Source organism: Thioclava sp. FR2 (assembly GCF_051200875.1).
In the GTDB taxonomy this organism is placed as follows: domain Bacteria; phylum Pseudomonadota; class Alphaproteobacteria; order Rhodobacterales; family Rhodobacteraceae; genus Pseudotabrizicola.
Map to the genome: position 1 here is coordinate 37,729 of NZ_CP195192.1, position 22,855 is coordinate 60,583.

The following is a 22,855-nucleotide window of genomic DNA, read 5'->3' on the forward strand; positions in this document are numbered from 1 at the left end:
CATCAGAAGGTCTCCTGCGGAAGGGCGAATTTCTTTTTCTTGCCGCCGAACAAAGTGGTCTTGCCGGCCTCACCGGTGGAACAGCCGTTGCCGTCGGTAAAGCCGCAGCCGCCCCGTATGTCGGCTCCATGTTCGTTCTGTTCGCGGTGCGCCGTGGGGATCGCGAAACGATCCTCGTAGTCGGCGATGGCCATGATCTTGTACATGTCCTCGATCACCCGGCCGGACATGCCGACCCGGGCGGCGATCGCCTCGTCCCGCACGCCGTCCACGCTGAGCGCCCGCATGTAGAGCCTCATCGCGGACATGCGTTCGAGGGCGTGAACGATGGGTTCCTCGTCACCCGCCGTCAGCATGTTGGCGAGGTACTTCACGGGGATCCGCAGCGACCGCACGTCGGGCATCTGGTCGCTCATCGCGATCTGTCCCGCCTGAGCGGCGTTCTGGATCGGGCTGAGCGGCGGGATGTACCACACCATCGGCAGCGTCCGGTATTCCGGGTGCAGCGGGAAGGCGACCTTCCAATCCATCGCCATCTTCCAGACCGGGCTGACCTTCGCCGCCTCGATCCAGTCCTCGGGCACGCCGTCGCGGCGCGCCGCGGCGATCACCTCGGGGTCGTTCGGGTCGAGGAACACGTCGAGCTGCGCGCCGTAGAGATCGGTCTCGCGCTCGGCGCTGGCCGCAGCTTCGATCTTGTCTGCGTCATAAAGGATCACGCCCAGATAGCGAATGCGCCCGACGCAGGTTTCCGAACAGACCGTGGGCTGGCCGGATTCAATGCGCGGATAGCAGAAGGTGCATTTCTCGGACTTGCCGGTATCCCAGTTGTAATAGACCTTCTTGTATGGGCAGCCCGAGATGCACATCCGCCAGCCACGGCACTTCTCCTGGTCGATCAGGACGATGCCGTCCTCCTCGCGCTTATAGATGGCACCCGAGGGACAGGACGCCGAGCAGGTCGGGTTGAGGCAGTGCTCGCAGAGCCGAGGCAGATACATCATGAAGGTATTTTCATACTCTCCATAGATGTCCTTCTGCACTTGGTCGAAGTTGTAGTCCTGAGACCGCTTCGAGAACTCACCGCCCAGAATTTCCTCCCAGTTCGGCCCCTTCTCGATCTTCTCCATCCGCTCGCCGGTGAGCTTGGACCGGGGGCGTGCAGTGGGAAAGGCGTTCATGTCGGGTGCCGATTTCAGGTGGTCATAGTCGAAATCGAACGGCTCGTAGTAGTCGTCGATTTCCGGCATCGACGGGTTAGCGAAGATGTTCGCCAGGATCCGCCATTTCGACCCCTGCTTGGGATGCAGCTTGCCGCTGGCCGACCGTGCCCAACCGCCGTTCCAGCGTTTCTGGTTCTCCCAATCGGTCGGATAGCCGGTGCCGGGCTTGGTCTCGACGTTGTTGAACCATGCGTATTCGACACCTTCGCGCGTCGTCCACACGTTCTTGCAGGTGACCGAGCAGGTGTGACACCCGATGCATTTGTCGAGGTTCAGGACCTTTCCGATTTGTGCACGAACTCTCATTCCGCTGCCTCCACTTTCGGGGTTGCGGACCGGCTTGCGGGTTTGTCGAGCCAGTCGATCTTCTTCATTTTCCGCACGATCACGAACTCGTCACGGTTGCTGCCCACGGTGCCGTAATAGTTGAAGCCGTAGGACAGCTGCGCGTAGCCGCCGATCATGTGCGTGGGTTTCAGCGTTGCGCGGGTGACCGAGTTGTGGATGCCGCCGCGGTTGCCGGTCTTCTCGGACCCAGGCGTATTCACGATCTTTTCCTGCGCATGATACATGAACAGCGTGCCCTGCTTGATGCGTTGGGACACCACAACCCGAGCCGTTAGCGCGCCGTTGATGTTGTAAGCCTCGACCCAGTCGTTATCGACAAGGCCCGCCTTTGCCGCGTCCACCTCGGACATCCAGACCACCGGTCCGCCCCTGTTCAGCGTCAGCATCAGCAGGTTGTCGGTATAAGTGGAGTGGATGCCCCATTTCTGGTGGGGCGTGATGAAGTTCAGCACCACGTGCGGGCTACCCTCGGCCGCGTCGTTGTTGACGGCGGCCGTGATGGTCTTGAGGTCCACCGGCGGGCGATAGCTGACAAAGCCTTCGCCAAAGGCACGCATCCATTCGTGATCTTGGTAGAGCTGCTGGCGGCCCGTCAGGGTGCGCCACGGGATCAGCTCGTGCACGTTGGTGTAGCCCGCGTTGTAGCAGACCTCCTCGCTTTCGATGCCCGACCATGTGGGGCTGGAGATGATCTTGCGCGGTTGCGCGGCGATGTCGCGGAAGCGGATCTTGGTGTGATGCGCGCCTTCCGCGAGGTGGGCGTGATGTCGGCCGGTGGGTTTCTCCAGTTCTTCCCAAGCCTTCACGGCCACCTCGCCGTTGGTTTCGGGGGCCAGCATCAGGATCATCTCGGCCGCGTCGATGGCGGTTTCGAGCTTCGCCTGGCCTTTCGAGACGCCCTCATCCTGGACCACGCCATTCAGATCGCGCAGGTGCTTGACCTCGGTCTTGGTGTCCCAGGTGATCCCCTTGCCACCGTTGCCAAGCTTTTCAAGGAGCGGACCGACCGAGGTGAACTTCTTGTAGAGGTTCGGATAGTCCCGCTCGACGGCGATGTAGTTCGGCGCTGTCTTGCCGGGGATCAGGTCGCATTCGCCCTTCTTCCAGTCCTTCACATGCGCCTGCGCCAGTTCGGCGGCGGTATCGTGCAGGAGAGGAAGCTGGACGATGTCGGTCTCGACACCCAGAACCTCGGGCGCGACTTCGGAGAATTTCCGGGCGATGGACTTGAAGATCTCCCAGTCGGACTTGCTCTCGTAGGCCGGGTCCACCGCAGCCTGCAGCGGATGGATGAAGGGGTGCATGTCCGAGGTGTTGAGGTCGTCCTTCTCGTACCAGCTGGCCGTGGGCAGGACGATGTCAGAATAGACCGCCGTCGTAGACATGCGGAAGTCGATGCACACCAGCAGGTCGAGCTTGCCCTTCGGCGCTTCGTCGTGCCAGCGGGCCTCCTTCGGCATCACGCCGCCTTCCTCGCCCAGGTCCTTGCCCATCACCCCATGGTCGGTGCCCAGGAGGTGCTTGAGGAAGTACTCGTGTCCCTTGCCGGACGACCCCAGCAGGTTCGAGCGCCAGACGAACAGATTGCGCGGCCAGTTTTCCGGGGCGTCCGGATCCTGACACGACATTTCCAGATCACCGGCTTTCAGCTGTTCGGCGACGTAGTCCTTGATCTCCTTCCCGGCCTTCTTTGCGGCTTTCGAGACTTCCAGAGGATTGGTCTTGAGCTGCGGGGCGGAGGGCAGCCAGCCCATGCGCTCGGCCCGGATGTTATAGTCGATCAGGGAGATGTCCCAGTCGCCCTCGGGCGCCGTTGGCGACAGGATCTCGCCTGCGCGCAGCGTCTCGTAGCGCCACTGGTCCGTGTGGGCGTACCAGCAAGACGTCGAGTTCATGTGTCGAGGCGGGCGGTTCCAGTCGAGCGCGAAGGCCAGCGGCTGCCAGCCCGTCTGCGGGCGCAGCTTCTCCTGGCCGACATAGTGCGACCAGCCGCCGCCCTCCTGGCCGATGCAGCCGCACATCACCAGCATGTTGATGATGCCGCGGTAGTTCATGTCCATGTGATACCAGTGGTTCAGACCAGCGCCGAGGATGACCATGGACTTGCCATGGGTCTTTTCGGCGTTGCCTGCGAATTCGCGGGCGACCGCGATGATCTTCTCCCTCTCAACGCCGGTGATCTTTTCGGCCCAGGCGGGGGTGTAGGGGCTGTCGTCGTTGAAATCCTTGGACACCCAGTCACCGCCAAGACCCCGGTCGAGACCGTAGTTGGCGCAGAAGAGGTCGAAAACGGTGGCAACCAGCGCCTCGGACCCGTCGGCAAGTTTCACACGGCGCGCTGGAATGTTCCGGGTCAACACTTCGGGGTGATCGCATTTCACGAAGTCGCCCGTGGCAGCACCGCCGAAATAAGGGAAGTCGACGCCTACGACCTCATCGTGATCACCATCCATAATCTGGCTGAGGCGCAGCTTGCTTTCGGCGCCCTTCGCTTTCTCTTCGAGGTTCCATCTTCCCTCTTCGCCCCAGCGGAACCCGATGGACCCGTTGGGCGCCACGATCTGACCCGACGCCTCGTCATAAGCGACGGTCTTCCAGTCGGGGTTGTTGGCCTCGCCAAGCTTGCCGTCGAAGTCGTCGGCGCGCAGCATCCGGCCAGGGACATGATGCCCGTCCTTTTCATCGAGCCGAACGAGCATCGGCATGTCCGTGTACTTGCGGGCATACTCCTCGAAATACTCGGCCTGCCGGTCGAGGTGGAATTCGCGCAGGATCACGTGACCCATCGCCATTGCCAGCGCCGCGTCGGTGCCCGCCTGCGGGTTCAGCCAGATGTCGCCGAACTTGGCGGCTTCCGAATAGTCCGGGCTGACCACGGCCGACTTGGTGCCGCGATAGCGGACCTCGGTGTAGAAATGCGCGTCCGGCGTGCGCGTCTGCGGCACGTTCGAGCCCCAGAGCATCAGGAAGCCCGCGTTGTACCAGTCGGCCGATTCCGGCACGTCGGTCTGTTCGCCCCAGGTCTGGGGGGAAGCTGGCGGCAAGTCGCAGTACCAGTCGTAGAACGACATGCAGGTGCCGCCGAGAAGCGACAGGTAGCGCGAGCCGGCGGCATAGCTCACCATCGACATCGCCGGGATGGGCGAGAAGCCGAACACTCGGTCGGGCCCGTAGGTTTTCGCGGTATAGGCGTTGGCAGCGGCGACGATCTCGGTCGCCTCGTCCCAGCTTGCTCGCACGAACCCGCCCTTGCCACGCGTCTTGGTGTAGCTGGCGCGCAGAATAGGATCGTTCTGGATCGCGGCCCAGGCGGCCACCGGCGTCATGGTCTCGCGCATCTTCCGCCAGGCACGCATCAGGCTGCCGCGGATGAGGGGGTTCTTCACCCGGTTCGCGGAATAGAGATACCAGCTGTAGGAGGCACCCCGCGCACACCCGCGCGGTTCATGATTAGGCAGCCCCGCGCGGGTGCGCGGATAATCCGTCTGCTGCGTCTCCCAGGTGACGATGCCGGACTTGACGTAGATCTTCCACGAACACGACCCGGTGCAGTTCACCCCGTGCGTCGAGCGGACGATCTTGTCGTGCCGCCAGCGGTTTCTGTAGGTGTCTTCCCAGCTGCGATCCTCGCGGGTGGTCTGACCCCAACCGTCGGAGAATTGCTCCAGTTCCTTGCTCTGGAAGAAATTCAGTTTGTCGAGCAGATGGCTCATTGGGCTGTCCTTTCGGGTGTCTGAGCCCGGGCGGCGAGCTCCGCCGCCCGGGAAATCAACTGGATCATTCAGCGGGCTGGGCTGCGGTGCCCTGCGGCGTGCGGCCATGTTCGATGTCGTGGAGAAGGCCGCCGGGGCGCGTGTAGACCACCCACGTGATGACGACGCAGATCACATAGAAGATCAGGAAACCCCACAGCGCCCCAACGGCAGACCCGGTCATAGCGATTGACGTTCCGTAAGCCTTGGGGATGAAGAAGGCGCCGTAAGCCGCGATGGCCGAGGTGAAGGCCACGATCGCGCCGGACTCCATCGCGATCTGCCGCTTGCGCTCTTCAGCACCCAAGTGCGGCATCAAGCGCGGAATTTCGCGGCCCATGATCACCGGGATCATCTGGAAGGTGGAGGCGTTGCCGACACCGGTCAGGAAGAACAGCGCCATGAAGCAGGCGAAGAAGCCGACGAAGGAACCCAACCCAAGGAAGGAAATCACGCCGAAGGTGGCCGCGATCATCGCCGCGAAAGTCCAGAAAGTCACACGACCGCCGCCGAACTTGTCCGAGATCCAGCCGGTGGCTGCGCGGCTCAGCGCCCCCACAAGTGGCCCGAGGAAGACGTAGTTCAGAGCGTTGACTTCCGGGAAAGCCAGCTTGGTCAGCAACGGAAAGCCCGCGGAATAGCCGATGAAGCTGCCGAAGGTGCCGGTATAGAGGATGCACATCAGCCAGTTCTGTTTGCGGCTGAAGATAACCGCCTGGTTGGCAAAGCTGGCGCGTGCATCGGCGATGTCGTTCATGCCCAGCCAGGCCGCGACAGTTGCCGCGAGGATGAAGGGCACCCAGACGAAGCCGGCGTTCTGCATCCACAGTTGCCCGCCGTCCGACAGGGTCACGGGCTCACCGCCGATGGCCCCAAAGACACCCGCCGTGATGACGATGGGCACAAGGAACTGCATGACCGACACGCCAAGGTTCCCAAGCCCGGCGTTCAGCGCCAGCGCGTTGCCCTTTTCGGCCTTCGGGAAGAAGTATCCGATATTGGCCATCGAAGAAGCGAAGTTGCCGCCGCCAAACCCGCACAGAAGGGCCAGGACGAGGAAGATCAGGTAAGGCGTCTCGGGGTTCTGCACCGCGTATCCGATGCCCATGGCGGGCAGCAGCAGCGAGGCAGTCGACAGCGTCGTCCAGAGCCGCCCGCCGAAGATCGGGACCATGAAGCTGTAGAAGATCCGCAGCGTCGCGCCCGACAAGCCCGGCAAGGCCGCCAGCCAGAACAGCTGGCCTGGGGTGAAGTCGAACCCGATGGCGGGCAGACGGGCGACGACGACCGACCAGACCATCCAGACCGAGAAGGCCAGAAGCAGCGCAGGGATCGAGATCCACAGGTTGCGGCGTGCAACGGCACGGCCCTTTTCGGCCCAGAATTGCTGGTCCTCCGGCCGCCAATCCTCCAGCACGCGCGGCATGGCGGTGCGTTCGGGGTGGTGAATGTCCTGCATCTCGGGCAGCTGCGGCAGTTGGTCGAGCACTTCGCCATGCGCGGCGCGCTCCATCGCGCGGATCGACAGATGCATCCAGGTCAGTGCGATAGCGACCAGTCCGAAGAGCAGCGCAAAGCATGACGTGTAGATGCCCGTGAGATCGAGGAGTGCGCCGAAGGCGATCGGCAGAACGAAACCACCAAGGCCCCCGATCATGCCGACAAGCCCGCCGACGGCACCCACATGTTTGGGGTAGTAGACCGGGATGTGCTTGAAGACCGCCGCCTTGCCGAGGCTCATGAAGAAGCCCAGAGCGAAGAGCGTGACGATGAAGGGCCAAAGACCCATTTGTGTCGAGAAGGCGATGGCGCCTTCCTTGCCTTGGATGACGTAGTCCGTGGGCGGGTAGCTCAGCATGAACAGGAACAGCAGCGAAAAGCCGAAGGTCCAGTACATGACCCGGCGCGCGCCGAACTTGTCGCTGAGATGGCCGCCGTATGCGCGAAAGAGCGAAGCCGACAGACTGAACGACGCCGCCGCCATGCCCGCGAAGCGCACGTCGATTCCGTAGACGTCGATCAGGTAGTGCGGCATCCAAAGCGCCAGCGCGACGAAGGCACCAAAGACGAAGAAGTAGTAGAGCGAGAAGCGCCAGACCTGCAGGTTCTTCAGCGGCGCGAATTGCTGCGCCAGCGACGGTGCCTTCGCCCCTGTCTTGCGCCGCTCGACCAGCTCGGGGTCGTCCTTTGCCAACAGGAAGAACAGTACGCCGATGATGGCGAGCCCCGCGGCCCAGGCATAGGCCACACCGTGCCAGCCATAGGCGACCATGACGAAGGGAGCGACGAACTTGGTGACCGCGGCGCCGACGTTGCCCGCGCCAAAGATACCCAGCGCGGTCCCTTGGTGGCCGGCGTCATACCAGCGGCTGACATAGGCCACGCCGATGATGAACGATCCGCCCGCGAGGCCGATGCCAAGGGCCGCGATCAGATACATGATGTAGCTGTCTGCGAGCGTTAGCGCCCATGTGGCCAGCGCCGTCAGGATCATCTGGCTCGAGAACACCAGCCGCCCGCCGTATTTTTCGGTCCAGACGCCGAGAAACAGGCGGGTGACCGATCCGGTCAGGATCGGGGTGGCGACCAGCAGGCCGAACTGGGTGTCGTTCAGGCCAAGCTCGGCCTTGATGGCGACACCGATGATGGAAAAGATCGTCCAGACCGCGAAACAGGCGGTGAAGGCGATCGTGCTCAAGCTCAGGGCGCGTGTCTGATCGGCGCGTGAGGCTGTGGCTACGGTCTGCATGGCGGGTCTCCGGCAAGAATAGCGGTTCACCCCTGTGAGGGGATCACTGCCAGACCTGACGCGACGGCGACGCTCGTGACTTGATCTAGATCACAAAACCTGGAAAAGGATAACGAAATAAATTGCTTACAGAAATATGTCATCCGGTGCGCGGTCGCAGATCAAGGCTGCGGTCGCGAAGGTCAACCGACCGGTTGACATATATCAATTGATTTGGTGAAAATTGTTAAGCGCGCGATGTGGGAGGGAGAACGACGTGCCCGATTCCGAATACCGGGAAATTCGAAAGCTCGATCTCTTTGCACATATGGCGGATGATAATTTCACATCCTTGATGCGGGGCGCCTATGTGCAGAATTTTCCTGCACAGATCGAATTGATCACTGAAGGAGAACCGAGCGATTTTCTTCATATAGTCGTTTCGGGCTCGGTCGATCTGTTTTCGACCTGGAATGGCCGAGAGACCAGCATGGCGACCGTCCGCCCGATCTCGACCTTCATTCTAGCGGCGACCATTAAGGATGCGCCCTACCTGATGTCGGCCCGCACGTTGGAGAAAAGCCGGATCGCGCTGATCCCCAGCCAGGACGTTCGCGCGATCTTCGACGCCGACGGCAACTTTGCCCGTGCGATCGTCACTGAACTGGCGCAGTGCTATCGCTCGGTCATCAAGGCGCAAAAAGACCTGAAACTCAGAACGTCGCTCGAGCGGCTCGCGAATTACCTGCTCAGGCAACAAAGGCACGCCGGCGGTGGGGCTGCGTTCGAGTTGGACTTCGAGAAGCGGCGCCTGGCCTCTGTGCTGGGCATGACACCTGAAAATCTCAGCCGCGCCTTCAAAGGCCTGCAGCCCTACGGGGTGACCGTGACCGGCACTCGCATCACCATCGACAGTCAGGCGGATCTTGAGCGCTTTGCGAGACCAAATCCACTGATTGATGACTTTTCAACTTGAGGGACTGACAGATGACCAAATCCATGCCCGGCGCCGCCGGAGATCTCGCCGAGGAACACCCCGATGTCTGGAAGGCCTATGCTGCCTTGGGCAAGGCTACAGCCGAATGCGGCCCGCTGAAGGACCGCGAAAAGCGCCTTGTCAAACTCGCACTCGCGATTGGCGCCGGATCCGAAGGCGCGGTCCATTCCCACACCCGGCGTGCCAGATCGGAGGGCATTGAGGCTGAGGCGATCATGCAGGTAGCGATGCTGGCCATCGGCCCGCTTGGCCTGCCTCGTGCCGTCGCCGCAAAGACCTGGATCGAAGACATCAAGGATTGACGTTCAGGGAAGCGGGCTGACCCCAAAAAGCAATGGATGCGCCCAGAGCAGCGCCCCGTAAAGCGCAACGCCTGCCGCAACCCGCAGGAGAGTGCCTCCCGACTGGGACGCCGAGAGGAGCGGTGCGTCCGCCACGCGATCACGCCTCCGTTGCCACTCTGGCCCCATTTCGCGGCGCTTGCGCCGGTCGATCAGTCGGCCTCCCAGAAGCGCGAAGGCAGCGAAGGTGCCGAACAGGATCACATGTGCCAGATCTCCGTTTGGCACGACATGGGCCGCCGCCCAAAGCGCCAACGCCAGAAGCAGCGGATGACGCGACAAGCGAATGATGCCGGGCAGTGCAGGGTCGAACTGGTCGTTGCGTGCACCCCCGAACGAGAAAGGGTTGGGCCGGCCGATGGAGAGCGCAAGGATCAGGCAGACAGGCCCCATGACCGTCAGTGGGACATGGACCTGCCATGGCGCCCAGTCCCAAACGGCCAAATGCGGCGCGCGGCCTGCCGCACCGATCAACCAAGCCAGAACGACGAGCGACAGAGCGGAATAGGCCAATGTGAATCCGGACGACCCAAGCCGTGCCTCAAGCCAGGGCCGAACAGAGGGGCGCACCGGAAGGGAATGCGACGCGAAAAACACCGCATAGGCGGCGACGAACTCCAGCCATCCCATGAGCGCGCGCCTCAGGCCCGTCTGGCCGCGGGCAGGCGCAGCAAGAGCTTGCCGTAGACGATGGCAAAACCGCCGTAGGCCACGATCCACAACAGACCTGCCGCCGTAGTCAGCGTGCCGGAGACTTCGGGCCAGACGCCGCCAGCGACCCGCGCGAAGACGGACAGGATCAGGGCTAGGTAGATTATAACCGTCCCCGCGCCGGCGGTGAGGTTCTGCCCTGTATGACCCAGCGTGGCGCGTGTCATCACGGCAAGCGTCATCAGCCCGATTGCGCCAGCCATCCAGAAATGTTGCGCGCCTGCCATTCCGAACGACCCCGGAGCAAGAATTTCCACAGCCAATGCCAGAGCCCCCAGTGGGACGAAGGCGTAGCCGGCATGCAGCACCGTCACCAGCGGTTCAGCAAAGGTCCGGTGTCCGGCCCAGCGGGCCAGGCGCAGGGCATGCAACACGCCTGCCAGCACAAGGGCCAGCCCGGTCGGCGTCCCGAGAGGCAGCACGACCCACAGCCCAAGCGCCACCAGAAGAGCCGCCAGCGCCACCTTGTCGAAGGGCTGCATCGGCGGGACGGGCAAGGCTGTGCTGCGCCGTTTGACAAGCCAGTTGCGGGTGAAGGAGGGCACGATCCGCCCGCCGATCACGGCGATCATCATGATGCCCGCGCCAAGACCCAGCCGCAGGCCGTAGCCCTGGGCCGCGTAATCGCCCTTTGCCGCCTCCCAGTGGAACAGCGCGTTGCCGAGGATGAAGACCCCCAGCATCGCCAGCACGATCAGGTTGCGCCAGTTCTTGCCCGCCGCGATCTCGCGCGCGATCAGAAGGGCAAAGACAGCCTGAAAGGCAAGGTCTGCCAAGGCGACCAGCACGGCAGGGACGCTTCCCGAGATCGCGACCGCCACGCGGCCCATCAGCCACAAGCCCGCGAGCATCCCGAGCCGCCAGCCGACGATCGGCAAGCGCCCGGTCCAGTTGGGGACCGCGGTCAGCAGAAACCCCGCGATTACAGCACCGAGATACCCGAAGAGAAACTCATGGGCGTGCCAGGACACGGGATCGAAAGCGGTGGGCACCATCAGGTGCCCCGACAGCATCGGCACCCAGAGTGCCATCGCCAGCGCGGCCCAGACCGTCGCGGTGAAGAAGAACGGGCGGAACCCGAAGGTGAGGATCGCGGGTCCGGTCCAGGCGCGCATCTGTTCGGCGGTCGAGGTCATTTGTGGCGTCCCTTGCGCGCTCAGGCCGGCGCGGCGGCAGCAATGCGGCGGTAGCCTGCCGTGCCATGATAGAAACCGTTGCTCAGGCCCGTATGCCCGCTCAGCGACGCAAGGCGAGCATCAGCCTCGCCTGTCGGCACGCGCCCATCGAGCGCATCGCGGAACACCTGCGCCACCGCGACCATGTCCACCGCCTGTGGCATCAGCCGCAGGTGCGTGACGCCATCGGCAATCAGACGGGCCGCTTCGGGGAGCAGGTCGACATAGCTTTCCGACAGGGTCTGGATGCCGTTCACCCGCAGGATCGGCCGGTCGTCGCGGGTGCGGAGCGGCATGCCGTCGGGGTCTTCTTCACAGACGAACTGGCAGTTGTCCTTGGTGCGGCCGTGCGCGCGGGCGTGATAGCACCGCGCTGACACAGCCAGAGAGGCGCGGCCGTAAACCTGCACCTCGACGCCGAGCCCCAGAGCGCGCGCGGCCCGCGCCGCGGCGGCGATGGCCGGGGCCGGCATCTCGGCCGGGAGGCAGACATGGGTGGCGCCTTGCCCGGCCATCCAGGTGATGGTCGCCTCGTTGTAGGCGTTCATTAGGGGACCGATCCGGTGCGGGCGCTTTCCGCGCGTGTAAAGGCCGGCAGCATTGTTGATCTCGATCTCGGGCACGTCCATCGCGGCCATGTCCTCGGTCGCGCGGCGCTCGCGCTTCAGCATCACTTCGGCCAGCGTCGACAGGATCACGCGCTTGCCTGCGCGCTCCAGCCGCTCGATTGTGGCGGGCAGGTCTGCCTCGTGGAAGGGCGCACGCTTGGAGCAAATCACCTCGCCCAGATAAACCTCGTCCACGGGCGCCTCATCCGCGATGCGGGCATAGAAGTCACGCCGCGCATCGGCGGACCAGTGGTAGGCGATCGGGCCGAGCGTTAGTTGGGTCATGTCGTTCACCGCCATTTCTTTGTCTCGAAGGCGCCCTGGGTCTGTTTCTGCCCCTCGGTCAGGGCGATCAGGTCAGCGATGTTTGCCTCGCGTCCGGCCTTGATGTCATCCACCGCTGCGCGGAACGCACGCACAACGCCGCGGACATAGCTCTTCGACCGCTGTCGCCCTTCGATCTTGAAGGCATGTACGCCCGCCTCGATCAATTCGGGCAGGAGCCGCGATAGATTCAGGCTGACGGGTTCCTCGAAGGCGTAGTAGCCCTCGGGCCGATGGGGTGCCCTGTAGCGGCCCTTGCAGATGGTGGGATAGCCCGCCATTTCCTGAGGCCCGAAACGGTCGATGGTGAACCCCGCCAGCTGCGAGGACATCGACCCGTCCGCATCGCGCACATACTCCACATGTGAGGCGGGCGAGCACACCCCGTCCATGTTCGTGGATTGACCCGTCAGGTAGTTGGTCAGGCTGCAGCGCCCCTCGACCATCAGCCCGTGGTTGCCGAAGATAAAGGTCTCTATCTCGCAGGGGATTTCGCGGCGGATCTGGCGGATCTCGGGGATCGTGAGGATGCGCGGCAAGACCACACGCTTTACACCGAAGTTCTCGCAATAGTAGCGGATCGCCTCGGGCGATGAGGCCGCGGCCTGTACCGACAGGTGCAGCCGGATGCCCGGATACGTCCGAGCGATGTAGTCGGCCACGCCCATGTCGGCCACGATGAAGGCATCAATGCCCAAGCGCGCGCCGGTGTCCGCCGCATGCCGCCAGAGATCGACCTTGCCCGCAGGCGGATAGGTATTCAGCGCCAGCAGCACCTTGGTGCCGCGCGCATGGGCATAGGTCACCGCCTCGGCCAGTTCATCGGGGGTGAAGTTCAGCCCCGGGAAGTTCCGCGCATTGGTCGCATCCTGGAAGCCGCAATAAACGGCATCGGCGCCCGCGTCGACGGCGGTCCGCAGCGCGGCGGGGGTGCCTGCGGGGCAGATCAGTTCGGCAAGGCTCATGCGTACTCCTGCGGTTTGGTGGCATCCGGATAGGCCCGCCGCAAACGTGCGAGAACCGCCCGTCCGGGAGCTCCAAACATCGCCGACGCCTCCTCGGCCAGCGAGCCGTCCATGTCGTCGAGCGCATTCCGAAGGCGAACGACGGCCTCGGTGTCCCCGCTGATCTCCAGATCGCGCGAGAAGAAAGCTGCGTCGCCGTCCTGCTCGGCGTCGATCAGTTCCAGAAGCAGCAGGAACCGCCCGCGGATCGTGGCCCCGGCCCGCGGCGCCGCATCGCGCGGCACGGCGCGGAAGACCAGCGCCTGCGGGTCGGGGCGCAGATGCAGCGCAAAAGGCAACTCAACGGGATCGATCAGGAAATCGGTCGCCTGGTGCGGACCGAGCCGCGCGAAGAGAGACGGGTGCCGCGCCGCGACCCGACGGACAACGCGCGTCAGGACCGGTTGCAGCACAAGGCAGGCAAGCCGCGCGATCGCGCCTTCGCCGGGCCGCAACCGGACCGTTGATTCGCTCGTCGGGATCATGATGGGTCCTTTCGCTCCCCCGATACGCCCGTCTCGGTCACGATCCTGTCGAGGGGAATGTCATGGGGCTGCGGGTAGATTGTGGTCAGTCGGGCTGCCGCCAGCGCGATGCCGATGGTGACGGGCCGCGGCGAGAGCGCGGCCAGTGTCCGGTCGTAATAGCCGCCGCCCCAGCCGAGCCGATAACAGCCTGCATCCCAGCCGAGGCAGGGCACCAGTGCGATGTCGGGCGTCAGGACCTCCGCCTCGGGCGGCGGAACGGGGATGTTCCAATTGCCGCGCAGCATGCGCATGCCCGGCATCCATCGTCGGAACACGAGCGGCGCTGCGGGGGTCTCCACCACCGGCAGCGCGATACAGACGCCCGCCGCGTGAAGATCGGACAGGATCGGGCGCAGATCCGGTTCTCCTCGGATCGGCCAGTAGCCGGCGAGCACGGTCTCCCGGAGGGTCCCGCGCGCGGCGAGGACCGTTTCGAGATGACCGCAGGTGGAACTGCTCACCTGCGCCCGTCCTGTTTGGCCCAACCCCTCCCTCAGGCTGGCCAGCCTTGCCCGCTCGGCTCGACGCCAGCGCGCCACGTCGCGCGCCTGCTGCACATCCGTGCCAAGCGGATCGAAATAGGTCGGGTCCACCTCCGCCGCCATGCAGGGGGGCGAGGCATAGGCTCCCTGTCCGCTCATGGACACGCACCTTCCTCGGCTACGGGTGCGACAGCGGCGTTGCACCAGTCCATGACGGCAGCCTCGGTCGGTGTGAGGATCGTCGCCATGCCATCGGCATAGCGGTCGAACGCGGCCCTGTGGGTTTCGGAGAGGCCAGTCAGGACAGGAACGCCGCGGGCAAGCGCCTCGGAGATCAGCGCGCGGAAACCGCGCCCCTCTGCCTCGCTCAGGCCAAACTTGTTGAGGATAACGAGGTCTGCCCGGCCGGCCCGAAGCCGCGACATCGCCAACCCGACGGCCTCCTCGAAGGCGCCCGCATCCATCCGGCAGGCGGTGGCGCCGGGTCCGAGATCCTGCGTGATGCGCCAGCGCGGCCCATTGGGCAGAAGCCAGAGATCGCAGTCGCACGATCCCGATCCGGCATCGGGCGAGGCCGCGCGCAACGCACCCACCAGCCGGACGCCGTCCCGCGTTAGCCGGTCAGCCACCGCGTCCATAAGACGATCCGTCCCGCCGCGTCCCTCGACTGTCACTCCCGCAAGCCGCATCTTCGCCTCAAGCCGACTCGAAGCGCGGGAACAGCACATCGTTCTCCAGCGCGATATGGGCGGCAAGGTCGTCGAACAGCGCCGCCAGGCCGCCATAGAGCGAGCGCCAGGAGCCGCAGGCGTGCTCGGGCGGCGTCAGATCGCAGGTGAGCCGCCGGATCAGCGCGATGTTTTCGGCGTGATCGTCGTGGTCGGCGCGCATCACCGCGATGGGGTGTTCGATGCCCGGCCCGCCGCCCGCGCGCATGGCCGGAAACAAAATCATCTCCTCCTTCATCATGTGATCCTCCATCTCCCCGGCGAGCGTCCGGATGGCGGCGGCCAGCCCCTTGGGCGCGTCGGGATCGTCCGCATGCACCCGCTCGACCCGGTCGGCCAGTGGCATGAGCGAGGCGAGATCCTCCCGGTGCATCTCGTGATAGCGTGTTAGGATATGGTCGATCAGCGCGTCGGTGTTCTGCGGCACGTCCGTTTCGGGGAGGTCTTTCATCGCGGGTCCTTTCCCTCGCGCGTCGCCCGGTCCTTGCGTGGGTCGCAGCGAATTGGTATTTGAGATACGCATACCTCTCGTGAATGCGCACTTCAACTACCAAATCAGGAGCGCGACCTTGCGCCTCACCTCTTTCACCGATTACGGCCTGCGCGTTCTGATGCGGATGGCGGGCGCACCCGACCGGGCCTTCACCACGTCGGAACTCGCCGATGAATTCCGCATCTCCCGCAACCATCTTGCCAAGGTGATCACGGCGCTTGCCGCCGCAGGTCTTCTGGAAACCCGGCGCGGCGGTGGGGGCGGCGCCATGCTGGCCCGTGCACCCGAAGACATCCGCCTGGGCGATGTGGTGGCGGCCCTCGAAGCCGATCAAGCTCTGGTGGAATGCTTCGCCGTCGGCACCAACAGCTGCACCCTGACCCCGCAATGTCGGTTGAAAGCGCGGCTGGCCCATGCTGAGGCGGCGTTTGTCGCCGACCTCAACCGCAGCACCCTGGCCGATTGCGTTTACCGTCCGGAAAACGCCTGACGCGCCACCCACGCGATCCAGCCCCAGACCGCGCTGCGCAGGGCCATGGCGTAAACGGTACGCATCTCGAAGGCTCCACTTTGGGCGACATGCAGGCCGAACGCCGCGAAAACCAGCAGCGTTGCGGCGAAGATCACGAACGATAGTGGCCAGGCCCATCGCCGCCCCTGCCACAGGCCGAGACCCGCGACGACATAGGCGAGCCCGGCCAACGTGTTGAACCACAGCACGAAGGGTACGACTGCCCCCATGTCGGCTGATCCGAGCAATGTTCGGCCACCAGAGAAAACGGTCAGCACGCCAAAGGCAATCGCAACACCGCCCGCTATGCGGAGCGTCAGACTGGTTCTAGGCATCGCAAGCGCCCTCCTTCGCGCGTAGAAGTTCCATCTGCACGTCAAACAGCCGCAACCCCTCAGGCACGAGCGCAAAGCCCCGGGCGCCGAGCGTCCAGCGGATGGCGACACCCTGCACCAGCGACGTCAGCAGGATGGCGACATCTTCCGGGCTGACGTCGCGCTTCAGATCGCCCGCAGCCTGAAGATCACGGATCACGGCAACAAGGCGGCCCTGGAAAGCGCCCAGAAGCCCCCGGAACACGTCGCGCAGGGCTTGATTGTCCACCTGCAACTCGCGCGAGAACAGGATCGACGGCAGGGCTGGCGTCTCGGATATGGCTGACAGCTGCGCGCCGATCAGCGCCTTGAGGCGCGCGTGCGGCCCGGTGGCTCCAGCCTCGGCCCAGGCTCGCTGCAACCGGTCCGCGATAGCCTCGGCCACCGCCAGCCAGAGCGCATCCTTGGTCGGGAAATGCCGGAAAATCGCAGGCTGGCTCACGCCCACTGCGCGCGCGACATCCGTGGTGCTGAGCCGGTCGGGTCCGATCTCATCGGCCAGTCGCAGCACCTCGGCCACGATCTGCGCCTTTCGCTCTTCCGCGCTCTGACGACCGGACATGCACCACCTATTGTTAGTTATAACTTACTAACATATACTATCGGCAACCGCAACCTTTATCCCGAGTCGCGCGCCCAGACCGAAAGGACCCCCTCCATGCCCGCCACGACCGCCCCCACTGGCTATTCCCGCCTGCAGATCGCGCTGCATTGGCTCGTCTTCGCGCTGATCGCGCAGCAATACATCTTCAAGGATGCGATTGCGTCCGCCTGGGACCGCGTCAGCGACGGACTGGAGGTGGGATTCAACCCGCTGGTGCTGGCGCATGTGGCGGGCGGCGCCCTGGTGATGGTCTTCGCGCTGTGGCGGCTGACGTTGCGTGCCCGGCGCGGCGTGCCTCCGGCGATCGAGGCCAACACGCTGCAGGGTATCCTTGCCAGGCTCACCCATGTCGGCCTCTACGCGCTCATGATCCTGATGCCGGTCAGTGGCTCGGTCGCCTGGTTCGGAGGAGTCGAGGCTGCGGCGCAAGCCCACAACGTGATGAAGATCCTCTTGCTGGCATTGGTCGCCCTGCATGTCGTGGGCGCGCTCTACCACCAGTTCGTGCTGCGCGACGGCACGCTGGCGCGGATGCGCCGGGCGCAGGGCTGATGCCATGCGTCTGGCCCCGCTCCTCGCCCTGCCGCCCATCGTGCTTGCCATGGCCGCGGCGGTCTGGATGATCTCTTCGGCGCCGGGCCCTACCCAGGTCGAAGGGCATGCGTCCGCCCTGCCCGTTCGGGTGATGACCGTCGCGGCTCAGGATATCCGCCCCACCGCGACAGCCTGGGGCAACCTGCGGGCGGCCGATACCTGGGTCGCAGTGGCCGAAGTGCAGGGCGAGGTGATCTGGCGGCACCCGGACCTGGAACCCGGCCGCCTGATCCCGGCAGGGACCGAGGTGCTGCGGATGGATCCGGCCGATTATCAACTCGCACTGGCGCAGTCGCAGGCCGACCTTGCCGCTCTGGACGCAGAACGCGCGCAGCTTGCGACCGAGGCGGAAAACACGCGCCGCATCCTTGCGCTGGAACGGGACCGGCTGGAGTTGGCCGAAACCGATCTGGAAAGGACGCGCACGCTTGTCGCGCAGGGCAATGCCCCGCAATCCCGCGCCGACGACGCCGAGCGCGCGACTTTGCTGGCCCGGCGCACGGTCGCGGAACTGGAAAACGCGATGGCGCTGATCCCCTCCCGCGAGGCGCGGATCGCGGCACAGGTCGCGCGAAGCGAGGCCGCCATCGACCGGGCGCGCCGCTCGCTCGACCGCACGACCCTGACGACGCCGTTCGACCTGCGCGTGACCGAGGTCAACGCAGAGCTGTTTCAGACCGTCGTCCCCGGTCAGGTGGTGATCCGTGCCGACGGGATCGTGGCGGCCGAGGTCGTGGCGCATCTGCCCATCGACAGCTTTCGACAGCTGCTGGGAGATGCACCGGAGGGCATCACCCTTGCCGACATGATGCGCGACATGCCCGCCACGCGGATTGCAGTGACGCTCAGCCCTCTGTCGGACCCGAGGCAGATCTGGAGCGCCCGCGTTGTCGGGATCGAGGGCGCGCTGGATGCCCGTGCGCGCACCGTGCCGGTCGTGGTCAGGGTTGACGACCCCTATGAGGGCGCCGACCCGCCCCGCCGCCTGCCGCTGGTACCCAACATGCAGGTGCAGCTTGCCTTTTCGGGCGCTTCCATCGCCGGCGTCATCGCCATCCCCGAGGCGGCGTTGCACATGGGCAGGGTGCGGATAGCCGGCCCCGGCGATCTGCTGGAATTGCGCCCCGTCACCGCCGCCTTTGCGCAAGATGGCCGCGTCGTCATCGCGGCGGGCCTGTCGCCGGGCGACCGCGTGGTGATCGACGATATCGCTCCGGCCATCCCCGGCATGGCCCTGACCCCGGTCGAGGTCCAGCCATGATACGCTGGTTCACCGGCCACCCGACGGCAGCCAATCTGCTGCTCCTTCTGTTCCTTGCCGCCGGTGCCTTTGCCGCACCGGGCCTGCTGCGCGAGACCTTCCCCGATTTCCGCGCTGTCGAGGCCGAGATCACGGTGCCGTACCGGGGTGCCGCCGCCGAGGAAGTGGAGGCCGCGATCTGCGCGCCGCTCTGGGACGGAGTGCAGGGTGTAGAGGGGCTGGAAACCCTCACCTGCACCGCGCAGAGCGGCCGCGCCCGCGCCGTGGCGACCATGGCGCCGGGCAATGACGCGCTGCGCTTCGTCAACTCCCTGCGCACCGAGGTTTCGGCCATCGACACCTTCCCCGACCGCGCGGATCCCGCCGTGGTACGCGAGTTGCACCGCTCCGATCCGGTCACATCCGTCGCCATCTCCGGCGATCTGCCGTTGGGCGAGTTGGACCTTTATGCCGACGGCCTGTCGGACCGACTGACCGCCCTGCCCGGCGTCGCCCGCGTGACGCGCGGGGGGCTCGGCACCCGGACACTCTCCGTGACCCCCTCGAACGCCTTGCTCGACAGTCACGGCCTGACACCTGCCACGCTGGCCGCTGCCATCGCCGCGCAGAACATCGACCTGCCCACCGGCACGCTCGAAGGGCCGGGCGCGGAACTGACCCTGCGCTTCACCGCAGAACGCGACACGGCCACGGCGCTTGCGACGATCCCGGTGCTGGTGTTGCCGAATGGCGCGACAGTGACGCTTGGGGACGTGGCGGTGATCGAGGAACGCTTCGAGCCGCCGCACGATCGGGCCTTTGTCGACGGCGCGCCCGCCATCGTGATCGACGTGGCCAAAGCGCTCGATGCCGATGCGCTGCGCGTGCTTGACGGGGTGGCCGCGCTGGTGGCCGAGGAGAGCGAACGATTGCCCGACACGATCACCGTCGAAGTGGTTCAGGACGTGACATCCATCATCCGCGACCGGCTTTTGATGCTGGTGCAGAACGGGGTGATCGGGCTTGTGCTGGTCGTCGTGGTCATGAGCCTGTTTTTCCGGCCCGGATTCGCGGTCTGGGCCGCCATGGGCCTGCCCGTGGCCTTTGCCGGGGCGTTCCTCTGGATGGGGCTGACCGGGCTCAGCCTGAACATGATGACGCTCGTCGCCCTGCTGATGGCGATCGGGATCGTGATGGACGATTCCATCGTGATCGCGGATTCCATCGCGGTGCATGGCGCCAAGCGCGCGACGGTCGAAACCGTCGCGGCGGGCGTCGCCGCCGTGGCGCCCGGCGTGATCTCGTCCTTCCTGACGACGCTGGCCGTGTTCCTGCCCCTGGCCTTTCTGGCGGGCGAACTGGGGGCGGTGCTGGAGGTTCTTCCGGTGGTCCTGCTGGCCGCACTCGCCGCTTCGCTGATCGAGGCCTTCCTGATCCTGCCCCACCACCTGAAAGGTGGGATGCAGGACACCGCCCCGTCGCGCTTGCGAATGCGCTTCGAGGCGGGTTTCGATGCCCTGCGCGAGCGCGGCGTGGGCCGCCTGGCAGACACCGCGATCAAGGCGCGCTGGCTTGTTGTCGGGCTGGCCATCGGGGCGCTGATCGTGACCGTCGGCGCCTTGGGCGGTGGGTTGGTCAAGCGCGAGGCGATGCCCGAGATCGATGGCGACGTGCTGGAGGCGCGGCTGATGCTGCCCGCGGGCACACCGCTTGGGCGCACGACCGAGGCCGTCGCCCAGGTAGAGGCGGCGCTGGAGCGCGTGAACGCCCGCCTGTCCCCCGAACAACCCGGGGCGCAAGCGCTTGTCATCCGACGCATCACGCTGCTGGGCCGCAACCTGTCGGCGGGCGAGACCGGCGCCCATGTCGCCACCGTCGCGGTGGACCTTCTGGGTGCCGAGACGCGCACCAGCACGCTAGACGAAATCGTCACGCTCTGGCGTGACGAAATCGGCACTCTGCCCGGTGTATCCTCGCTGATCCTGACCGAGCCGGGGATCGGCCCGCAGGGCATCGCGGTGGAACTGCGCCTGACCCACCCCGACCTTTCCGCGTTAGAGGCGGCGGGGCGCGCCACGCTGGCGGAACTCGAATCCTATGCCGGTGTGCGCAACGCGATCCTCGACCTGCGCCCCGGCGCACCGGAGTTGCGGCTGAGCCTGTCGCAAGGCGCCGAAGCCCTCGGGCTGACCGCCACTGACGTCGCAGGCCAGATCCGCGCGGCCTTTCTCGGCACGCAGCTTTCTGAAATCCGGCGCGGCGATCTGGCCTGGGATCTTGAGGTGCGGCTGGCCGATGATGATCGCGTCAGCCCCACCAATCTGAGCAACTTCGAAATCGCCCTGCCCGGTGGCGGCACCGTGCCGCTGTCGAGCATCGCCACCATCGACGAGGCGCGCGGCTGGGGCACCATCACGCGCCGCAATGGCCTGCGTGCGCTGACCGTTGCAGCCGATGTGGATGGTCGCATCGGCAATGCCGACGCGATCACCGCGCGGCTGGCCGAGGGTTTCCTGCCCGACCTGGCGGCCACCACCCCCGGCCTGGGTTTCGAGATCGGCGGCCAAGCGGCGAATTCGGCGGAAACGGTCGCCTCGATCCTGCGCGGGTTCCTGATCGGGCTGGTGGGCATCTACATCGTCCTCAGCTACCAGTTCCGCAGCTATGTCGAGCCGCTCATCGTGATGATCACGATCCCGCTGGCATTTCTGGGCGTCATCTGGGGCCATGTCCTGATGGGTTACAACATCTCCATGCCCTCGCTGGTGGGGGCGGCCTCGCTCGCGGGGATCGTGGTGAACAACGCGATCCTCCTGGTCGGGGTCATAAAGATCCGCCGCACCGAGGGTCTGTCCGCCGCGCGCGCCGCAGGCGAAGCCGTGCGGTCCCGGTTCCGACCGATCTTCGTGTCGGTTTCAACCACCATCATGGGAATGGCGCCGCTCCTGCTGGAAACCTCGACGCAGGCGCAGACACTCAAGCCACTGGTCATCTCTGTCGTCTTCGGGCTGCTCGCAGCCACCGTTCTGATCCTCGTGATCCTGCCTGCCTTCTATGCAGTGCTGGAGGTCATGCGCGAACCAAGATCGGCTGACCCGGCGGTCAGTCGCGGACTGGAGCGCCCCTGACCCGGGATCGAATTTCGCGAGCGGCCTGCCGCCTTGCGGCGCGGTCCGGGGCGCTGCGTCAGACCAGGCGGCAGTCCGGCAGCCGCCCGATGGCCTCCTCCACCTCCTTGCCCGCGAGCAGACAGAGCCCGGTCGAGAGGGCGTCGGCCAAGGCCGCGGTAGGTGCGGTGATCGACACGCTACGCGCCGTTGCCGGGGCGGGCAGTCCGGTCCGGGGGTCGAGGATGTGGCCGATGGTTTCAGCCGCGTCGAAGGACGTGCCCAGCGGTGCCGATGTCGCCAGCGCGCGGTCCCGGAACCTGAACGCCCTGCCATCGGGCAGCGACACCGACCATGGGGCGCCAGACGGCATGCCACCCAAGGCGCGCACCTCTCCCGTGTCGATCAGGATCCGGTCGAGGCCCTGCGCCTCCAGCATCCTTGCCACGCGATCGGCGACATAGCCTTGCGCGATGCCGTTCAGCGTGAGGGCCATGCCCGACCGTGCGAAGGCGATCCGCGACGGGGCGACCGTGAGCCGTGACCAGCCGACGCGCGATCGCGCTTCCTCCAGCATCGGGCCCGTCACCGTGCCGCCCGCGGCATATGCCTCGGCATAGGTCGCCCAGAGCGGCTGAACCGTCGGGTCGAAGGCACCGCCGGTCGCGTCATGCACGGCACCGGCGATGCCAAGGCATTCGACAAGCTCGAACGGCGGCGCATCCAGCGACCCGTCGCGGTTCAGCCGCGACAGGGCCGAGCCCGGCCGATAGAGGCTGAAGACATCCTCCAGGCGGTCGATTTCCTGCAATACGGCCGCCACGATCTTGGCAGCATCCGGGTGGTCCAGCGTGATCGACGCCCGCGCTCCAAGCGCAGTGCCGCTCCAGTACCGCTTCGGTACCGCCGCGGCGGGGCCCGCCAGCGCGGCGGCGGCAGAGATCGCGATGAAGCGACGGCGGGAAAGGCTCGGCATGGTGGTCT

General features: G+C 65.5%; 20 protein-coding genes. 6 read left to right on the forward strand and 14 right to left on the reverse strand.

Annotated features, from left to right (window positions below; translation table 11 throughout):
* Nucleotides 1-2: 2 nt before the first annotated feature.
* The 3 genes from narH to ACSBLW_RS19495 form a co-directional block, all read right to left on the reverse strand.
* Nucleotides 3-1,529, reverse strand: a complete 1,527-nt coding sequence (gene narH, locus ACSBLW_RS19485; protein WP_435260237.1) for a nitrate reductase subunit beta — start codon at nucleotides 1,527-1,529, stop codon at nucleotides 3-5.
* Nucleotides 1,526-5,284, reverse strand: coding sequence for a nitrate reductase subunit alpha (locus ACSBLW_RS19490; protein ID WP_435260238.1), 3,759 nt, complete (start codon nucleotides 5,282-5,284; stop codon nucleotides 1,526-1,528). Before ACSBLW_RS19490 ends, narH begins: the two co-directional genes overlap by 4 nt.
* A gap of 64 nt (nucleotides 5,285-5,348) precedes the next feature.
* Nucleotides 5,349-8,072: a nitrate/nitrite transporter gene (locus ACSBLW_RS19495; protein ID WP_435260239.1), complete on the reverse strand. Its 2,724-nt coding sequence runs from the start codon at nucleotides 8,070-8,072 to the stop codon at nucleotides 5,349-5,351.
* A gap of 256 nt (nucleotides 8,073-8,328) precedes the next feature.
* On the opposite strand from ACSBLW_RS19495, the gene ACSBLW_RS19500 reads away from it, so the two are divergent.
* Together ACSBLW_RS19500 and ACSBLW_RS19505 are read left to right on the forward strand one after the other, a co-directional pair.
* Nucleotides 8,329-9,027, forward strand: a complete 699-nt coding sequence (locus ACSBLW_RS19500) for a cyclic nucleotide-binding domain-containing protein (RefSeq protein ID WP_123644113.1) — start codon at nucleotides 8,329-8,331, stop codon at nucleotides 9,025-9,027.
* An 11-nt stretch (nucleotides 9,028-9,038) separates the two neighbouring features.
* Nucleotides 9,039-9,350 (forward strand): carboxymuconolactone decarboxylase family protein, encoded by a 312-nt coding sequence (locus tag ACSBLW_RS19505; RefSeq protein WP_123644112.1) that lies wholly within the window; start codon nucleotides 9,039-9,041, stop codon nucleotides 9,348-9,350.
* A gap of 3 nt (nucleotides 9,351-9,353) precedes the next feature.
* Here ACSBLW_RS19505 and ACSBLW_RS19510 read toward each other — a convergent pair whose 3' ends face one another.
* The 8 genes from ACSBLW_RS19510 to ACSBLW_RS19545 are packed head-to-tail and all read right to left on the reverse strand — an operon-like array spanning nucleotide 9,354 to nucleotide 15,399.
* Nucleotides 9,354-10,019, reverse strand: coding sequence for an NnrU family protein (locus tag ACSBLW_RS19510; protein WP_435260164.1), 666 nt, complete (start codon nucleotides 10,017-10,019; stop codon nucleotides 9,354-9,356).
* Between the two features lie 11 nt (nucleotides 10,020-10,030).
* Nucleotides 10,031-11,236, reverse strand: coding sequence for an NnrS family protein (locus ACSBLW_RS19515; RefSeq protein WP_435260165.1), 1,206 nt, complete (start codon nucleotides 11,234-11,236; stop codon nucleotides 10,031-10,033).
* A gap of 20 nt (nucleotides 11,237-11,256) precedes the next feature.
* On the reverse strand, nucleotides 11,257-12,183 hold the full coding sequence (gene ubiV, locus ACSBLW_RS19520; RefSeq protein WP_435260166.1) for a ubiquinone anaerobic biosynthesis protein UbiV: 927 nt from the start codon (nucleotides 12,181-12,183) through the stop codon (nucleotides 11,257-11,259).
* Nucleotides 12,174-13,172 carry a ubiquinone anaerobic biosynthesis protein UbiU gene (ubiU, locus tag ACSBLW_RS19525; RefSeq protein WP_435260167.1) on the reverse strand — a complete coding sequence of 333 codons (999 nt, stop codon included), beginning with the start codon at nucleotides 13,170-13,172 and terminating at the stop codon, nucleotides 12,174-12,176. Before ubiU ends, ubiV begins: the two co-directional genes overlap by 10 nt.
* Nucleotides 13,169-13,696, reverse strand: coding sequence for a ubiquinone anaerobic biosynthesis accessory factor UbiT (ubiT, locus tag ACSBLW_RS19530; protein ID WP_435260168.1), 528 nt, complete (start codon nucleotides 13,694-13,696; stop codon nucleotides 13,169-13,171). Before ubiT ends, ubiU begins: the two co-directional genes overlap by 4 nt.
* Complete coding sequence (locus ACSBLW_RS19535; protein ID WP_435260169.1) at nucleotides 13,693-14,379, reverse strand: 5-formyltetrahydrofolate cyclo-ligase; 687 nt, start codon at nucleotides 14,377-14,379, stop codon at nucleotides 13,693-13,695. Before ACSBLW_RS19535 ends, ubiT begins: the two co-directional genes overlap by 4 nt.
* Entirely contained in the window at nucleotides 14,376-14,948 is a 573-nt protein-coding gene (locus ACSBLW_RS19540; protein WP_435260170.1) for a DUF2478 domain-containing protein, read from the reverse strand. The genes ACSBLW_RS19535 and ACSBLW_RS19540 overlap by 4 nt, the downstream gene beginning before the upstream one ends.
* Nucleotides 14,917-15,399 carry a hemerythrin domain-containing protein gene (locus ACSBLW_RS19545; protein WP_435260171.1) on the reverse strand — a complete coding sequence of 161 codons (483 nt, stop codon included), beginning with the start codon at nucleotides 15,397-15,399 and terminating at the stop codon, nucleotides 14,917-14,919. Before ACSBLW_RS19545 ends, ACSBLW_RS19540 begins: the two co-directional genes overlap by 32 nt.
* Before the next feature lie 118 nt (nucleotides 15,400-15,517).
* Here ACSBLW_RS19545 and ACSBLW_RS19550 point away from each other — a divergent pair, with 118 nt between their 5' ends.
* Nucleotides 15,518-15,931 (forward strand): RrF2 family transcriptional regulator, encoded by a 414-nt coding sequence (locus tag ACSBLW_RS19550; protein ID WP_435260172.1) that lies wholly within the window; start codon nucleotides 15,518-15,520, stop codon nucleotides 15,929-15,931.
* Here the strand turns inward: ACSBLW_RS19550 and ACSBLW_RS19555 are convergent.
* Together ACSBLW_RS19555 and ACSBLW_RS19560 are read right to left on the reverse strand one after the other, a co-directional pair.
* Nucleotides 15,910-16,287 carry a hypothetical protein gene (locus ACSBLW_RS19555; protein WP_435260173.1) on the reverse strand — a complete coding sequence of 126 codons (378 nt, stop codon included), beginning with the start codon at nucleotides 16,285-16,287 and terminating at the stop codon, nucleotides 15,910-15,912. The genes ACSBLW_RS19550 and ACSBLW_RS19555 overlap by 22 nt on opposite strands.
* On the reverse strand, nucleotides 16,280-16,888 hold the full coding sequence (locus tag ACSBLW_RS19560) for a TetR/AcrR family transcriptional regulator (RefSeq protein ID WP_435260174.1): 609 nt from the start codon (nucleotides 16,886-16,888) through the stop codon (nucleotides 16,280-16,282). The genes ACSBLW_RS19555 and ACSBLW_RS19560 overlap by 8 nt, the downstream gene beginning before the upstream one ends.
* Before the next feature lie 96 nt (nucleotides 16,889-16,984).
* On the opposite strand from ACSBLW_RS19560, the gene ACSBLW_RS19565 reads away from it, so the two are divergent.
* The 3 genes from ACSBLW_RS19565 to ACSBLW_RS19575 are packed head-to-tail and all read left to right on the forward strand — an operon-like array spanning nucleotide 16,985 to nucleotide 21,892.
* On the forward strand, nucleotides 16,985-17,482 hold the full coding sequence (locus ACSBLW_RS19565; protein ID WP_425101370.1) for a cytochrome b: 498 nt from the start codon (nucleotides 16,985-16,987) through the stop codon (nucleotides 17,480-17,482).
* 4 nt (nucleotides 17,483-17,486) lie between these two features.
* A complete protein-coding gene (locus ACSBLW_RS19570; protein ID WP_435260175.1) occupies nucleotides 17,487-18,785 on the forward strand; it encodes an efflux RND transporter periplasmic adaptor subunit in 1,299 nt (432 codons plus the stop codon).
* Nucleotides 18,782-21,892, forward strand: a complete 3,111-nt coding sequence (locus ACSBLW_RS19575) for an efflux RND transporter permease subunit (protein ID WP_435260176.1) — start codon at nucleotides 18,782-18,784, stop codon at nucleotides 21,890-21,892. The genes ACSBLW_RS19570 and ACSBLW_RS19575 overlap by 4 nt, the downstream gene beginning before the upstream one ends.
* A gap of 58 nt (nucleotides 21,893-21,950) precedes the next feature.
* Here the strand turns inward: ACSBLW_RS19575 and ACSBLW_RS19580 are convergent, their stop codons facing one another.
* Entirely contained in the window at nucleotides 21,951-22,847 is an 897-nt protein-coding gene (locus ACSBLW_RS19580) for an FAD:protein FMN transferase (RefSeq protein WP_425101367.1), read from the reverse strand.
* Nucleotides 22,848-22,855: the final 8 nt, after the last annotated feature.